This is a genomic window from Melioribacter sulfuriphilus, assembly GCF_052656625.1.
In genome coordinates this window covers 110500-126195 of record NZ_JBQXXK010000008.1, presented here as the reverse complement: position 1 = coordinate 126195, position 15696 = coordinate 110500, and the positions used below count along the sequence as shown (strand labels likewise).

The following is a 15696-nucleotide window of genomic DNA, read 5'->3' as shown; positions in this document are numbered from 1 at the left end:
ATGATTGATTTATCCGTACAAATAGGCAGACTCAAATTAAAAAATCCGGTATTGCTGGCTTCAGGAACTGTTGGTTATGGAAATGAAATTGCTGAGTTTACTGACCTGAGTAAATTAGGAGGGATTGTAACAAAATCCTTATCGTTAAAACCAAGAATTGGAAATCCCCCGCAGAGAATATGTGAAACTGCCTCTGGTATGTTGAACGCTATTGGACTTGCAAATGTTGGCGTTGAAGTATTTATAAAAGAAAAGATTCCATTTCTTAAAAAATTAAACACAACGATAATTTGTAATATCGCTGCCAGTTCAATCGAAGAATATGTAGAATGCACTCGGATATTAACTGAAGAAGACGCAATTGCAGCTTTTGAAATTAACGTTTCGTGCCCCAATGTTAAAGAAGGCGGACTCGAATTTGGAAACAACCTGCAAGCAGTAGCAAAAATTACAGAAAAGGTGAAAGCTGTTACCGATAAACCAGTAATAATTAAATTATCGCCAAACGTCTCGAGAATTTCTGAATTTGCAAAAATTGTTAAGGATAACGGTGGTGATGCCGTATCGGCAATAAATACATTAGTCGGAACCGCATTCGACATCTGGACGAGGAAACCAAAGATTAAGAACGTAACAGGTGGATTATCAGGGCCAGCAATAAAGCCTGTAGCATTAGCCAAAGTACTCGAGATCAGTCGCAATGTGGAAATTCCGATAATCGGAATTGGAGGAATTATGAATTGGAAAGATGCCGTTGAATTCATGATTGTAGGCGCTTCTGCATTTCAAATAGGGACTGTTAATTTTATCAATCCGAAAGCAGGCGAAGAAATTATAGATGGTTTAATTGAATATTGTAAAAAAATGTCGATTAATCGAGTATCCGATTTAACTGCTTCGTATGAAATCTGAAAACGATATCGATTCAATACTGACAAAACTCTACTCAATGCGCCAATTTCATATTAAACTGGGATTGGAACGCATCGAAAAATTTCTTGAAGCTCTCGGTAACCCTCACAAAAAACTGAAAGTCTTTCACATCGCAGGCAGTAACGGTAAAGGAAGTACTGCTTCGTTCATTGCAAGTATTTTAATGGCTGCGGGTTTTAAAACGGGTCTCTATACTTCTCCTCACTTAGTGCGTTTTAACGAACGTATTCAGATAAACGGGAATTTTATAGATGATGAATCTATTGCAGATTTTTATCACAAGCACGAAAATTATATTAAGGAAAATGAGATTACTTTTTTTGAAGTTACCACTGCAATGGCGTTCGATTACTTTGCAAAGATGAATGTGGACTATGCGGTAATTGAAACCGGACTGGGCGGGCGACTCGATGCCACAAATTTAGTCGATCCGATAGCATCTGTTATCACATCGATCAGTCTTGAGCATACACACATACTTGGTGAAACAATTGAAAAAATTGCTTTCGAAAAAGGGGGCATTATTAAAATGGGGAAACCAGTTTTTATAGGGAATGTTAGTGAAGCTGCAGCAGGAGTATTGAGCAGAATTGCCCAGGAAAAAAATTCCCCACTATTTTCATTAAATAATTTTGCAGAAAAAGAAAAAGATTTTGTAAATTTGTCATTGAAAAACCAACAATTTCATATTTACAAAACACCGTTAATCGGCTACCATCAACTAATTAATTGTGCTCTTGCATTAAAAACCTTGAACGAAACTCTCAATATTAATGATGGTCTGGTAATCGATTCCGGTATTGAAAGAGTTATTGAAAATACAAACATTCAGGGACGCTACGAAATTATCAACAAAAATCCGAAGGTTATCTTCGATGCAGCTCATAATCCCGAAGGGATAGAAACGTTTTTACAAGAGTTCGAAAAAGAATCTGACAACTATGAAAAAAGAAGCGTTGTCTTTGCAGCCATGAAGGATAAAGAAATAAAGGGAATGATTAAAAAATTAGGAAAGAAATTCGATACTTTATATGTAACTACAGTTGGACTTGATAGATCAGCAACAATTGATGATTTAAGGAATGCTGCTGAAGAAGCAGGAATAAATGCTATTCCTCTTTATGAACCAGCCGAACTGGTAAGAAATTTTATATTAAATAAAAAAAACGAGTGTCTGGCGGTTCTTGGAAGCATCTATTTACTTGGCAAATTAAAATCGGAAATTAATCTATTTACTTGACTATGAAATAATACTAAGTTAATTTTCCAATGAACCTCAGACGACTTCAGCGTTATTTACAACTAAACCATATAAGAATTGACTCTGAAAACCCCATAAAAAATACCATTTAAATTAATCACAATCTGCAGGAAAATAGAAATGCCAATGGACATATCAGAATTGCAATCAAAAAAAATCGTTGACCTTTATAAAATAGCAAAAGAATTCGGTCTTACTGGATACAGCGATTTGAGAAAACAGGAATTAATTTTCAAAATTCTCGAAGCACAATCTCAAAAGGACGGATTAACTTTTTCAAAGGGTGTACTCGAAGTGTTGCCCGACGGTTACGGTTTCTTGCGTTCTGCGGATTACAATTATTTGCCCTCGCCCGACGATATTTATGTATCACCTTCCCAAATAAAAAGATTTAGTTTAAGAACAGGAGATTTTGTAAGTGGTCAGGTAAGGCCACCCAAAGAAGGTGAACGTTTCTTTGCCCTTTTGAGGGTTGAAGCTGTAAACGGTAAGAATCCTGAAGCTATTAGAGAGCGCACACTGTTCGATAATCTTACTCCAATTTATCCAACAAAGAGATTGAAACTCGAATCTGCTCCAGGCGAATACTCGATGAGAATTGTCGACCTGATTGCACCTATTGGCAAAGGGCAGAGGGGATTGATTGTGTCGCCACCCAAAGCTGGCAAAACTATCCTGCTGCAAAAAATTGCAAATTCTATTACCAGAAATCATCCTGACGTAAAGATAATAATGCTTTTAATTGACGAACGCCCCGAAGAAGTTACTGATATGCAACGTTCGGTGCAGGCTGAAGTTATAAGTTCCACTTTCGACGAACCAGCTGAAAGACACGTTCAGGTTGCCAATATGGTAATCGAAAAAGCTAAAAGAATGGTCGAAGCCGGAGACGATGTGGTTATTTTGCTCGATAGTATTACGCGACTGGCACGCGCTCACAATACAGTAATTCCACATAGCGGTAGAATCCTATCCGGTGGCGTCGACGCAAATGCACTCCATAAACCAAAAAGATTTTTCGGCTCGGCTCGAAATACAGAAGACGGCGGTAGCCTTACAATTATTGCAACTGCATTAATCGATACCGGCAGCAGAATGGACGAAGTAATTTTTGAGGAATTCAAAGGCACAGGTAATATGGAATTAGTTCTCGACAGAACATTATCCGATAAAAGAATATTCCCGGCTATCGATATTAATAAATCCGGTACGCGTAAAGAGGAATTGCTCATGACAGAAGAAGAACTAAATAAAGTCTGGATCCTTCGTAAACTTCTATCCGACTTAGATCCTACAGAAGCTATGGAATTTCTGCTGGATAAAATGAAAGGCACACGAAATAATAAAGAATTCTTAGCCAGCATGAATAGTTAACCAGATGACCAGGTTAACACTTCTACTGTCGATTATATTCTTGTTTTTAATTAAGAGTGAATCCTCAGCTCAGTGTCACGCAGGTCTATTTATCGAGAAAAATTTGCTGCGTGTTGCTGACTCAAATTATCTTTACATATCCATCAGAATTCCTTACGAAAGACTCGTCTTTATAAAAAAGCAAAATAACTATGTGTCAGGTTATTCGTTATCACTCGAACTGTTTCAAAAAGACCCCTTCGTTGAGAGGAAAACGATAACCGAAGAAGTAATTGCAAAATCTTACGAACAAACGGAAAGCAATACAGATTATTCGCAGGCTTTTACACATTTCTTGATAAAAAATGGTGACTATTATTTAATACCTACAGTATCGTATCTGAACAGTAATAAAACCGAGATTCTTGATACGATATTTATACGTACTGATGAAAAATATTTTGATCCCGTAATAATTGATTTAAGGGAGTATGATTGTGATGGACGCGAGGGTTATTTAATTGCTAATTACGGAAATCAAATTCCTTTTTCATCAAGGAATTACGGCTTGATAATACCCTTGAGTAATGATATTGCTTCAGAAAATTTAAGGATTAAAATTGAGCAAAATCAAAAAGTCATTTCTGATACTCTAATCGATAAAATTCATAACGGATTTCTATCGATCAATAAATGTAATAACGATCTATATTTGCTGACTAAAAGTGGCAACGGTTCTTATGTATTGATCAATAGTAAAAGCAGTCACCTCTATGAAGGCAAAGCAAAATTAAGCATATATAAAAATGATTCGTTGTTGTACAAAACATTTCTTGAAATATGCTGGATCGATAAACCTACTGTATTGCACGACGTCCGCTACGCTGTCGATATTATGGAAGCTGTATTTGGTAAAGATGCAGCAGTTGAAATAAAGAAGAATTCTTTAGGAACGCTGTTCAACAGTCTTGTCGAATATTGGAATAAACATTATCCTTCAGGAGAATCAGTTTATAACGGTCTGATGAATGAGTTTTACCGACGAGCGGATTATGCCGAGAATAACTTTTCCACAATGACAGAAAAGAAAGGAGCGCTTTCCGACCGTGGAATAGTCTATATAAAATTTGGTAAACCTGATCGGATCGAAAGGGATTATTCCGACAGCATAGTGAAAGAATACTGGTATTATGAAAATATTGACAAGCAATTTATATTTGTCGACGAAAAAGGATTGGGTAATTACAGATTAGAGAAATAAATGCCAAAATTTGCAATAACATGTGGCGATGTTAACGGAGTTGGTCCTGAAATAATATTGAAAGCGATTTTTCGATTAGCATCCCGTCGTCGTAATTTTTTTATTTACATTCCTCACAATATTTTTGAGCATTACAGAAAAAAATTGAATGTCGACATTGCGTATGACGTAATAGAAAACGAAGAACACGCGAATGGAAAATTTAATATTCATATTTGTAATTTAGGTAAAGCTCGTTTGACTGCAGGCAAGCCTTCTAAAGAATCCGGTGAAATTTCATACTACGCGATTCTCAGAGCTGTTAAGGCAGTCGAAGATAATTTGTGCGACGGAATTGTAACTGCTCCCATTTCCAAAGAAGCACTTTCGATGGCGGGAATCAATTTCCCCGGCCATACGGAGCTGTTAGCGCATCTAACCGCTACCAAAGATTATTCGATGGTCTTCCTGTCTGAAAAAATGATTTGCTCTTTGTTGACTATCCATGTCCCCGTTAAAAATGTACCGAAGATGATTAATAAAAGAGTATTGAAAAAAAATATCGAAATACTCTATCGAGTTCTTTCAAATGATATTGGTCTAAAAAATCCAAGGATTGCAGTGCTTGGTTTAAATCCTCATGCAGGTGAAAATGCACTCATTGGTAAAGAAGAAAAATTGATTATTAAACCCGTGGTGGATTTATTTAATTTTGTTGATGGTCCATTCCCCGCAGATGCTTTTTTTGGTGCTGCGTTATATAAGAAATATGACGGAATAGTTGGGATGTATCACGACCAGGTATTGATTCCATTCAAAATGCTATACTTCAATACTGGAGTGAATTATACGGCAAATTTACCGATTGTAAGAACGTCGCCCGACCACGGTACAGCTTTTGATATAGCCGGGAAAGGAGTGGCAATGGAAAGGAGCATGGTTGAAGCTATTTTATGGGCCGAAAAAATTATTCGAAACAGAAAAAAGAATGAAGAGTAGAAAGGTGCCTCAATATTCTGCACTGGCAAAAATTTATGGGCATCTGATGCGTTCAATCGATTATAATGATTGGGCCAAATATTTATTGGATATTGCTGCAGGGCTCGATACACAAAATTGTAAAGTTCTCGAATTGGCTGCCGGTACAGGTGAACTAGCACGTCTTTTATCTAATAAATTCACTGATTATGTAGCAATCGATAGTTCATACGACATGCTTAGTATTGCCAATGCTCAGGTTAAATTAGTTTGTTGTGATATGACATTATTACCATTTAAAAATAAATTCAATCTTATTTTTTCAACATTTGATAGCATTAATTATCTTACAGAAAAAGAAAAGCTTAAAATGCTCTTTGCCGAAGTTGAGAGGTGTCTGGAAACCACTGGCATTTTTACTTTTGATGTTAGTTTGGAGTTCAACAGTATTAAGAATGCAAAATATCTTAACAGGAGTGGTAAATACGGAAAGATAAAGTATACTCAAAAAAGTTATTACGATAAAAAAGAGAGAATTCATTACAACAATTTTGAAATAATAATGGAAGATGGAACTAAATATTATGAAGAGCATCGGCAGAGGATTTACAGTATTGAAGAATATCTGGAACTGATCGACTCTACCGGACTATATGTTGTAAATTGTTTTGATGCGTTTACCTTCAACGATGTAAAGAAGGATTCAGAAAGAGCACAATTTATATTAAAGAAAAAGTCATGTTGATATTTAACCATGTAGATTTTTCATATTCGAATCAGCCTGTATTTCAGGATCTAAACTTACAGGTTGAACAAGGCGAATTCGTCTTTTTAATTGGAAAAAGCGGAATAGGTAAATCAACCCTTTTGAAATTAATTTATATGGATTGTTTTCCGGATTCCGGTTATGTGCAGGTTGGTGAATACTCGTCCGATTCAATTAAAACAAAGGATATTCCATATCTTCGAAGAAAAATTGGAGTAATTTTTCAGGATTTTCAGTTATTAAGCGACCGGAACGTTTACGATAACCTTGCTTTTGTGCTTGAGGTTACAGGTACTCATAGGAAGGAAATAAAAAGGCGAATAATGAACGCTCTTTCTGAGGTTGGCTTAACTCATAAGCAGAAGAATATGCCTGATGAATTGTCAGGAGGTGAAAAACAAAGAGTTGCAATTGCTCGAGCCATTATAAACGATCCTTTCTTAATATTGGCTGATGAGCCGACCGGAAATCTCGACCCTGAAACTGCCGATGAAATACTCTCCATATTAAAAAAAATCAATTCACGCGGCACTTCCGTTATTTTTGCTACACATAACTACGAGTTGATTCGCGCTTACAATGCAAAAATATTGAAATTGGATAATGGTAAAGCTGTTAAAGTTGTTTTAAAGAAAAAAGAAAATTAAAAAGGCAGTCTCAATCCTGTTTACTAAATATTTTATCTATAGACGAGACTGCCAGGTATGTTAGTTGCGGCCTAATTTTTCGAGAATTGCCTTACTTACCTCTTCAATCGATTTTGTTCCATCAACTTCAATAATTTCCGCTTTGTCATGGTAGTATTTGAAAACAGGTTCTGTAGTTTCGTGGTAGACTTTAAGCCGGTTTTTTATTACCTCTTCTTCGTCGTCTTTTCTTTTAACAAAGCTGTCTTCGGCACCACAAGAAGGACATTTAGTGTTTTCATTCAGTGCGTCCTTATTGATTATAAAGCCGCACTTGTTGCAAACGAGTCTATTCGATAGTCGACTGATAATTACATTATCGTCGGCTTCGAGTTTGATGAGATACAATTTTTCGTTATTTAATTCAGATAGAATGCGGGTGAGTATCTCAGCCTGAGGGAGTGTTCTTGGAAATCCATCAAGAATAAAACCGTTTTTGCATTTTTCCTGTTGAAGGGTTTCTTTTACAATACCACCTACAATTTCGTCGGGAACCAGTCCGCCGCTTTGAACAATTTCCTTGGCTTTAAGGCCGAGTTCGGTTTCATTTTTGATTGCATCTCGTAAGATGTCGCCCGTAGAAATATGAGCCAAGTTGAGTTTTGAAGCGAGTATTTTAGCTTGAGTTCCTTTCCCCACGCCAGGGGCTCCGAATATTATTATCTGCATGGCAACTATATTTATTTGTGAATAAAAAAATTTGATTGCGAAAATTAGTTATAAATGTCCTAATTAACAAATTACATCTCAGTTTTTCAGACTTCGTTTCCTTCTAAAAAATTCTTCCAGAAGTGCCCTCGATTCATTCTCGTAAATTCCTGAGTAAACTTTCGGTTTGTGGTTATAATTTCCTGTTTCGATTAAATTGTGGAGGGAACCGCAAGCACCAAATTTAGGTTCGTATGTACCAAAATAGATTGTTTTAATTCTCGAGAGGAGTAAAGCCCCTGTACACATTATACACGGTTCGGCAGTGATATAAATGTCGCATTCATTCAAACGCCAATCGCCTAAATAGTTGGCGGCAGAAGTAATTGCAATCATTTCTGCATGGGCGGTAGGATCTTTGAGACGCTCGGTCTGATTGTAGCCCCGCCCAATAATTTTGTTTTGATAAACAACAACCGCCCCAATAGGTACTTCATTTTCCTCAAATGCTTTTTCTGCTTCCTGTAGCGCAGAAAACATATTCTTATATACAAATTCCGGAAATATCATTTTCTCAAATATTATTTCTTACAAATATAATAATGCAGGAAACATTATTTCAGGTTATTACTCAATTTATAAATGAATGAAATTTTATAGTGTGTGGCAGTTAAATATATCTACAACACAAATATCTGCATTAAAATCTAATTCAACAGAATGAATATAAATTCAGGAGCAATTTTATATTACTAGTGATTTAAATCGTAGGATTAGTTGATTATAATTCACTAGCAGCTTCTTTGTCCACAATCCATCTTAATTTTCCGTTTGTGGGATTTATAAAGTATGCAGGATATTTTTCAGCTCCAGGTTTATGATGAAGTAGTTCACCAAGCACTTTTGCCTTTTTTATGCCGGTTGCGAGAATAATAATTTTTGATGCATTATTTATAATTTTACCTGTGACCGTAATTCTTTTTTGACCGCTTACAGGATGAACGGCTACAGCACAGAAATCTTCGGCATTAAGCAAATTTAACTGATCGGGAAAAATTGAAGCTGTATGTCCGTCTTCGCCCAGACCTAACATCATTAAATCGAAAGAGGGAAGTCCGTTATTAAAGCGTAAGTTTTGTTTTAATAATTGTGAATAATTTGCAGCTTCTTTGGCTGGATCATTTTCGCCTTTTATTCTAAAAATATTTTCATGAGGGATATCGATATATTTTAATAAATTATCGTAAGTCATTTTAAAATTGCTTTCGTCGTTATCAGGCGGTACGCATCTTTCGTCACCCCAGAATAATTTTATCCTTTCCCATGCAATATTTTTACTATAGTCTTCAGCAATTTTTTTGAACAACCTTTTTGGAGTATTTCCACCCGCAAGTGCAATGGTAAAATAAGCTTGAGGCTGAAAATTCTTTGTTTGACTATTAATATAATCAACGGCCAATCGGGCTATTTCATCAATGTCAGTGAAAATGATCAGTTTTTCATTTTTCATTATAATTCACAATAGAGATTGCTGTTTGTTAAATTGCGGCACGGGAAATGCCACGTTTGATTTTCGTCTTCGAATAGATTATCAGCTTCCTTTGGTCCCCATGTACCGGCGGGGTAACCGTAGAGCGGTACGTCTGGATTATTTGACCATTCTTCCAGTATAGGAGTGAGAAATTTCCACGCTTCAATTACTTCTTCAGTACGTGCAAAGAGTGTATTATCACCTCTGATCGTATCATAAAGTAGTCTTTCGTAGGCAGTCGGAATTCGCTGATGCGCCAGCTCAGAGTACCTGAAGTCGAGATCGATATTTTGTACTTCGAAACCGGCCCCGGAAGTTTTGATCCCAATTTCGAGTAGCATACCTTCATCCGGCTGGATTCTCAATATTAATTTATTGCAAGCTTCCTGGATATTATTTCGTTTGAACAGAAAATGTGGTGTCGGCTTGAAATGAATTACCACCTCTGTTACGCGCGTAGGAAGCCTTTTCCCTGTTCTGATATAAAAAGGAACGCCACCCCAGCGCCAGTTATCAATAAAAAACTTTATTGCTGCAAATGTCTCTGTTTTTGAATCAGGTTTTATATTATTTTCTTCCCTGTAACCTTTAACAACCTCATTATTAATAACGGAAGTTACATATTGTCCTCTAACAGTAAATTTTGTTATATCTTCTTTCCTTATTGGCCGCAAAGATTGGAACACTTTCAGGATTTCATTTCTTATAGAAAGCGGTTCAAGTGAGGAGGGGGGTTCCATAGCAATTAAACCGACTAACTGTAGTAAATGATTTTGAATCATGTCTCTCAATGCACCAATTGTATCGTAATAACCGCCTCTATTTTCAATTCCGATATTTTCTGCAGCAGTAACTTCAATATGGTGGATGTAGTTTCTGTTCCAGAGAGGTTCGAATATTCCATTAGAAAAGCGAGTAACAAGTACATTTTGAACGGTTTCTTTCCCAAGGTAGTGATCAATGCGGAATATTTGTTCTTCTTTCCAATCCTTAAGCAAGATATCTTTTAATTCTATTGAAGATGCCAGGTCGAAACCAAATGGTTTTTCTATGATCAATCTTTTCCAGCCGTCATCTGTAGTATTTAGTCCTGCGGCAGCCAAATTGACTGGAATAATTCTGTATAACGATGGTGGAGTTGATAAATAGAAAATAGAATTCCCCGGTATCTCGTATCTTGTACGTAGTTCTTCTATGTATCTTTTTAGTCGTATATAATCCTGATAGTTATTGTAATCTAAATTAATATAAAATAAATGTACTAGGAAATCATCGATTAATGATTTGTCCTCTATTTCTTCTGAGTTCTGGATCGATTCCCTCATAATATTTCTGAAATCGTCGTCAGTAAGACGACTACGAGCTGCACCGAGTATTATATATTTATCTGGCAAGAGGTTCTGTAAATAAAGCGAGTAGAGCGCAGGTATTAATTTGCGTTTTGTGAGATCGCCCGATGCACCGAATATTGTATAAATATGTCTATCGTTGTTCATATTTACTCAAACGAAATATCGATAAGATGTAATTAATTCCGAAAAGTATCAGTTCAATGACCTAAAATCTTTCTCTTAAAATAAAAAAACAGACCTTAAGTGTAAGTCTGCTTTTTTCGTACACCCGGGAGGACTCGAACCTCCAACCTTCTGATCCGTAGTCAGATGCTCTATCCAATTAAGCTACGGGTGCAAATAATTAACAAAAAACATGATTTCTAAGAATTTATTTTACCAGATTCTTATTTTAGTCTATAGTCTGTGCTGCTCATTTAAATAATGAGATAATCACAAGATTACATGTCTAAAGAACATGCCGACACATTAAAAAGTAACGCAATTTCATACAAAAATTAAAAAAAGTGCAACAAATATAAAACGATAAAAGTAAATATTCAATTTTGCGGAAAACTGCGTCAGATATTTAATTGCATTTCCAATTTACAGTATTGAATTAAAGAAATACATCATGCTTTACCTTGAAGATACAAAAGTAGAATTATTTCATCGATTCTTATTGTTTTTATTAGTGTATTCTGCCTCGCAAATTTGAATTTTTTTATTATTCGATTTGTGAAAATTTATGTAATAAAATTGCATACTCGATTGTAAATAATATACCGCCCCGAAAGTATTTTGAGCTATACAAAGATTTTTTCCTTATTTTAATTTTAGAAAATAAAATTTCCTGTTGTGTTAAGAGTTGACAACTATAAAAAGTTTTAAGTATATTAGCGTTTCAAAAAAATGATAATTTGGAGGAATAATGTTTGCTGTTGTAGAGATCGCTGGGCAACAGTTTATCGTAACGGAGAACAAAAAAATTTATGTTCCGAAATTAGATAAAGAGCCAGAATCCGAAGTTGTTTTCGATACGGTTCTTTTGTATAACGACGATAAAAATATTAAAGTCGGCGCTCCAAAAGTGGAAGGCGTTAAGGTGCATGCTAAAGTATTAGAGCACGTAAAGGATGAGAAAGTGATAGTCTTCAAAAAGAAAAGAAGAAAATCGTACGAAAAGAAAAACGGGCATCGTCAGCAATTAACAAGAATTGAAATTACAAAGATAGCATAGAAGGAGGAATAAATGGCTCATAAAAAAGGACAGGGATCATCGAGAAACGGTCGCGACAGTAATCCGCAATATTTAGGAGTGAAAGCTTTTGGCGGCGAAAGAGTAACAGCTGGTTCAATTTTAGTTCGTCAGAAGGGTACAAATTTTCATCCGGGGAAAAATGTTAAGTTAGCTGGCGATCATTCTCTTTTTGCTACAATTGACGGTTATGTTAAGTTTGAACGCAAGAAAAACAACAGAAAGTACGTAAGCGTCTACGAAACTCTTTCATAAAAAAACCCTCCTTAAAGGAGGGTTTTTTGTTAAAAGCCAAGTATGATCATATCATCTACTAATTTTTTAACAGCGTCGACAGAATTATTAAACATTGCTTGTTCTTCATCATTCAGTGTGAGTTCAACAACCTTTTCAACGCCTTTTTCGCCTAAAATTGCGGGAACGCCCACATAAAATCCTTTAACACCGAATTCGCCATTGAGATATGCGCAGGTAGGTAGCAATCTTTTTTCATCATGCAAAATAGCTTTTGCCATTGCAGTTGCCGAAGCTGCAGGAGAGTAGAATGCAGAACCTGTTTTAAGCAGTTTTACAACTTCGCCACCTGCCATACGTGTTCTCTGAACTATTGCATCCATAACTTCTTTTGCCTTGTTGGCATCATTGTACTTTCGTTCCAGCATTTCCATAACTGGAATACCATTTACATTTGCGTATCGTACCAGCGGAACCATTGTATCCCCATGTCCGCCTAGAACCATAGCATTTACGTCCTTAACCGATACTCCCAATTCCCAGGCTATGAATGATGCAAATCGGGAAGAATCGAGTACTCCTGCTTGTCCCATAACTCTGTGGGTTGGGAAACCGCTAACTTTTTGGAATAACGTTACCATTGCATCGAGAGGGTTAGAAATGACTATAACAACTGAATCAGGTGCGTAATTTTTAACATTCTCGGCGACTGTTTTCATTATTTTAGCATTGGTAGTTAACAGGTCGTCACGGCTCATGCCGGGTTTCCTTGGTAGTCCAGCCGTAATAATAACGAGGTCTGAGCCAGAAATATCTTTATAATCATTCGTGCCTTTGATTGATAGATCGAACTGGTCAACTCGCGAGGCTTCTGCTATGTCCAGTGTTTTCCCCTGCGGAAGGTCTTCGACAATATCATATAAAACAACATCCCCTAATTCTTTTAATGCTATTAATTGAGTGAGAACGCCGCCAATTTGTCCCCCTCCAATAAGTGCAATTTTTTTTCTAGGCATGGCTGCTCCTTATTTTAATTGGATTTGTGGATACAATATAGGAAATATGCCTTATAAGTAAAATATTTATTTTAAGTTCAGCACAAGAATGGTTTCAGTTCCTTCGCTGGTAAAATTATATCTCAATTCGTCTACGAAAGATTTGATGATATGAATTCCTCGCCCGCTTTCTTTAAGTAGATTCTCCGGCTTCGTTGGATCCGGAATTGAATCGAGGTTAAACCCTTTCCCCTGATCTTTAATAATTATAATCATCTTTGAATCGTCTACCTTGACTGTAATCCTAATCCTTTTATCGGGATCGTTTTTATTACCATGGATAATACTGTTTGAAACAGCTTCTGAAAAAGATAACGACAGATTGTTAAATTTGTCTTCTGACAGTCCAGCGTCTTTCGCTACGCCGATAATAAATTCGTCCAATGCAGGCAGCAAACTTCTGTCGCTCGGAATTTCTTTATAACATATTTTCTCTGTCAAATTAGATGCTCCATAAAAGACTCTATAAAAATAAAACACAATCTTTACTGGTGCAAATTATAATCGATAATTTAAATTCATACTGAAATTAATCACATTTCTGTTATTGTTTGATGATGATATGAATTCATAGATTCCGTCGAATGTGAAATCTATCTTGTTGTTGATTATATAACGCGCCGAGGCAATGGGACCAATACTTTTATATGTGGATGCAAGTTTCTTTTCAAGACCACTAGCATAATTATATGCATCCAGCAAAAAATATCGTATGCCGAACCCAACTTTCAAACCTTCGATGTCAAAAATTAATTTGGGCTCCGCATAAAATTCGGATAAAAATCTTATAGGACTTGCTGAAAAATTATCCCAGTTGAAATCCCCTTGTTCCGAAAATTTAATATAGGTTGTTACAAAAAAATTTATATTGTTGAAAACAGCTGCTAATGTAGAGTCTTTGAGCAAAAGATGGCGATATGAAAAACTTTTGTAGTTCGGATTTAGTTTTTCATAATCGAATACGGTATAGTTGGCAGAAACTTCGGCGGTATTTACAGAACGAAATTTGTTCGATTCAATTATCCCACCTGTGCCTAATTTGAGTATTCTCTGTACATTATTATTTGAACTTCTCTGGGAAAAAATATAGACAGTTTTATTGAACGTACCTTCCAGATTAATGAATGCCGCAAAAATCCGACTGAGTTTTTTCAGATAGGTTAATGTGGCGGTGCTTAGAAGCTCGTCTCTATCGTCATAGTTTTCGGCACTCGGTGTGTCGTACTGCAGTTTCCTGTGGTATAAATTAAAAGTTAATAAATCATTACTCGTGATTTTGTATAATGAAGAAAGTGAAATGTGAGCAATTTTCGAAAAGTTATTTTTTAGTGCTTCTGTATTGGCTCTTTGATTGAAAATAATCTGACTTAATCCTTCAATTTCACGGGGCTTGTGATTCTCGTCTCGCTCTGAATAAGTAAATTTAAATAGTACTTTCAGTTTGTCAGTTGTATAGTCTACATTTGAACCAAGTTCCAGATTCATTTCCTGAATTTCAGAATCGAATGAGCTGCTTGTTGTGTTAATGATACTAACATACCTGGTAACTCTTTTCACCTGTTTCCAGTAAAGCTTTCCAAGCAATCCCATTTTCAGAGGTGAATTTGATTGACCAAATGTAAGCCTGTCGATAATTTGATAGTTAGCTTCATCTCGTGATTGTATGTTGTTGTTAATTCCGAATTCGTAAGAAGTAATACTGTCGGCTTTAAAATAAAAATCGCGTTTTTGTACGGAATAATTGAATGAAATAAAATTTCTCAAATTTTCAAGTTCGTTATTCAATTCGAATTTTACATACCGAAAGGAATTTTTCCTCGGCGAAATATCTTCGTTCTGAAATTTCATAAACGACGAGAAGATAAATTCATCGATATTAGTTGGAGCTAGGTTAATTTCGGCGCCATAGACTAATCCGTTGTCTGTTTCATCTATTTGATTGTTTGACGATTTACCTCCGAAAGCCGTCATTTCAAATTTTTCCCAAGGCTGAAACCCCGCAAAAAAAGTAGCTTGCGTAACGTATGTTTTGTTGATAGATAGCGGGCGATTGTCTTTGTAAAGATTATTATAAAAAAGTATTCCAGTTCTGAAGTAATTATTAAATTTGTATCGCAACAAAAGTCTAAAGTATTGCTCGTCTTTTATGTTCTTATCGGCAGACTTAACAACTGTCGAATTAAAATTTTCTTCGAGCCCAACAAAAAGGTCGGAAAGGATATAATTGTAACTTAGCCGTGTGTTGAATATGTGTGTGTTTAGCTGTTTGTCGACTGAGTTTCTAAGCAATTTTTCGGATAAAGAATTTATGGAATAAAAAGAACTGTCCTTCAAAACTTGGGCATCGGCTAAAGTATGGGTCGTCCACATTATCAATGATATATAAATGATTACGGATAATATTTTGAGTTTTGTTAACAAG

At 35.9% G+C, this 15696-nt stretch carries 16 protein-coding genes and 1 tRNA gene; 9 read left to right on the top strand and 8 right to left on the bottom strand.

Features of this window, described 5'->3' with window-relative positions:
* The 7 genes from ACUN8G_RS11750 (at position 1) to ftsE (ending at position 7178) form a co-directional block, all read left to right on the top strand.
* Positions 1 to 912, top strand: a complete 912-nt coding sequence (locus ACUN8G_RS11750; RefSeq protein ID WP_437347194.1) for a dihydroorotate dehydrogenase — start codon at positions 1 to 3, stop codon at positions 910 to 912.
* Entirely contained in the window at positions 902 to 2173 is a 1272-nt protein-coding gene (locus ACUN8G_RS11745; RefSeq protein ID WP_437347195.1) for a bifunctional folylpolyglutamate synthase/dihydrofolate synthase, read from the top strand. Before ACUN8G_RS11750 ends, ACUN8G_RS11745 begins: the two co-directional genes overlap by 11 nt.
* 147 nt (positions 2174 to 2320) lie before the next feature.
* Complete coding sequence (rho, locus tag ACUN8G_RS11740; RefSeq protein WP_437347196.1) at positions 2321 to 3568, top strand: transcription termination factor Rho; 1248 nt, start codon at positions 2321 to 2323, stop codon at positions 3566 to 3568.
* A gap of 4 nt (positions 3569 to 3572) precedes the next feature.
* Complete coding sequence (locus ACUN8G_RS11735; RefSeq protein ID WP_437347197.1) at positions 3573 to 4808, top strand: GWxTD domain-containing protein; 1236 nt, start codon at positions 3573 to 3575, stop codon at positions 4806 to 4808.
* On the top strand, positions 4809 to 5786 hold the full coding sequence (pdxA, locus tag ACUN8G_RS11730) for a 4-hydroxythreonine-4-phosphate dehydrogenase PdxA (protein ID WP_437347198.1): 978 nt from the start codon (positions 4809 to 4811) through the stop codon (positions 5784 to 5786).
* Positions 5776 to 6510 carry a class I SAM-dependent DNA methyltransferase gene (locus tag ACUN8G_RS11725; protein WP_437347199.1) on the top strand — a complete coding sequence of 245 codons (735 nt, stop codon included), beginning with the start codon at positions 5776 to 5778 and terminating at the stop codon, positions 6508 to 6510. Before pdxA ends, ACUN8G_RS11725 begins: the two co-directional genes overlap by 11 nt.
* A complete protein-coding gene (ftsE, locus tag ACUN8G_RS11720) occupies positions 6504 to 7178 on the top strand; it encodes a cell division ATP-binding protein FtsE (protein WP_437347200.1) in 675 nt (224 codons plus the stop codon). Before ACUN8G_RS11725 ends, ftsE begins: the two co-directional genes overlap by 7 nt.
* Positions 7179 to 7238: 60 nt before the next feature.
* Here the strand turns inward: ftsE and ACUN8G_RS11715 are convergent, their stop codons facing one another.
* The 5 genes from ACUN8G_RS11715 to ACUN8G_RS11695 form a co-directional block, all read right to left on the bottom strand.
* Complete coding sequence (locus ACUN8G_RS11715) at positions 7239 to 7886, bottom strand: adenylate kinase (protein WP_437347201.1); 648 nt, start codon at positions 7884 to 7886, stop codon at positions 7239 to 7241.
* A gap of 78 nt (positions 7887 to 7964) precedes the next feature.
* Positions 7965 to 8405 (bottom strand): nucleoside deaminase, encoded by a 441-nt coding sequence (locus tag ACUN8G_RS11710; protein ID WP_437347202.1) that lies wholly within the window; start codon positions 8403 to 8405, stop codon positions 7965 to 7967.
* 241 nt (positions 8406 to 8646) lie between these two features.
* Positions 8647 to 9375, bottom strand: coding sequence for a 6-phosphogluconolactonase (pgl, locus tag ACUN8G_RS11705; RefSeq protein ID WP_437347203.1), 729 nt, complete (start codon positions 9373 to 9375; stop codon positions 8647 to 8649).
* On the bottom strand, positions 9375 to 10892 hold the full coding sequence (zwf, locus tag ACUN8G_RS11700) for a glucose-6-phosphate dehydrogenase (RefSeq protein WP_437347204.1): 1518 nt from the start codon (positions 10890 to 10892) through the stop codon (positions 9375 to 9377). The genes pgl and zwf overlap by 1 nt, the downstream gene beginning before the upstream one ends.
* Before the next feature lie 119 nt (positions 10893 to 11011).
* A tRNA-Arg gene (locus ACUN8G_RS11695) sits at positions 11012 to 11085 on the bottom strand.
* A gap of 573 nt (positions 11086 to 11658) precedes the next feature.
* Between ACUN8G_RS11695 and rplU the strand changes: the two genes are divergently transcribed.
* Complete coding sequence (gene rplU / locus ACUN8G_RS11690; RefSeq protein ID WP_437347205.1) at positions 11659 to 11967, top strand: 50S ribosomal protein L21; 309 nt, start codon at positions 11659 to 11661, stop codon at positions 11965 to 11967.
* Positions 11968 to 11979: 12 nt separating this feature from the next.
* A complete protein-coding gene (gene rpmA, locus ACUN8G_RS11685) occupies positions 11980 to 12240 on the top strand; it encodes a 50S ribosomal protein L27 (protein ID WP_437347206.1) in 261 nt (86 codons plus the stop codon).
* Positions 12241 to 12269: 29 nt separating this feature from the next.
* Here rpmA and mdh read toward each other — a convergent pair whose 3' ends face one another.
* From mdh to ACUN8G_RS11670, 3 genes are all read right to left on the bottom strand, one after another.
* Positions 12270 to 13235 (bottom strand): malate dehydrogenase, encoded by a 966-nt coding sequence (gene mdh, locus ACUN8G_RS11680; protein ID WP_437347207.1) that lies wholly within the window; start codon positions 13233 to 13235, stop codon positions 12270 to 12272.
* A 66-nt stretch (positions 13236 to 13301) separates the two neighbouring features.
* Positions 13302 to 13715 carry an ATP-binding protein gene (locus ACUN8G_RS11675; RefSeq protein WP_437347208.1) on the bottom strand — a complete coding sequence of 138 codons (414 nt, stop codon included), beginning with the start codon at positions 13713 to 13715 and terminating at the stop codon, positions 13302 to 13304.
* 57 nt (positions 13716 to 13772) lie between these two features.
* Positions 13773 to 15695 carry a hypothetical protein gene (locus tag ACUN8G_RS11670; protein WP_437347209.1) on the bottom strand — a complete coding sequence of 641 codons (1923 nt, stop codon included), beginning with the start codon at positions 15693 to 15695 and terminating at the stop codon, positions 13773 to 13775.
* Position 15696: the final 1 nt, after the last annotated feature.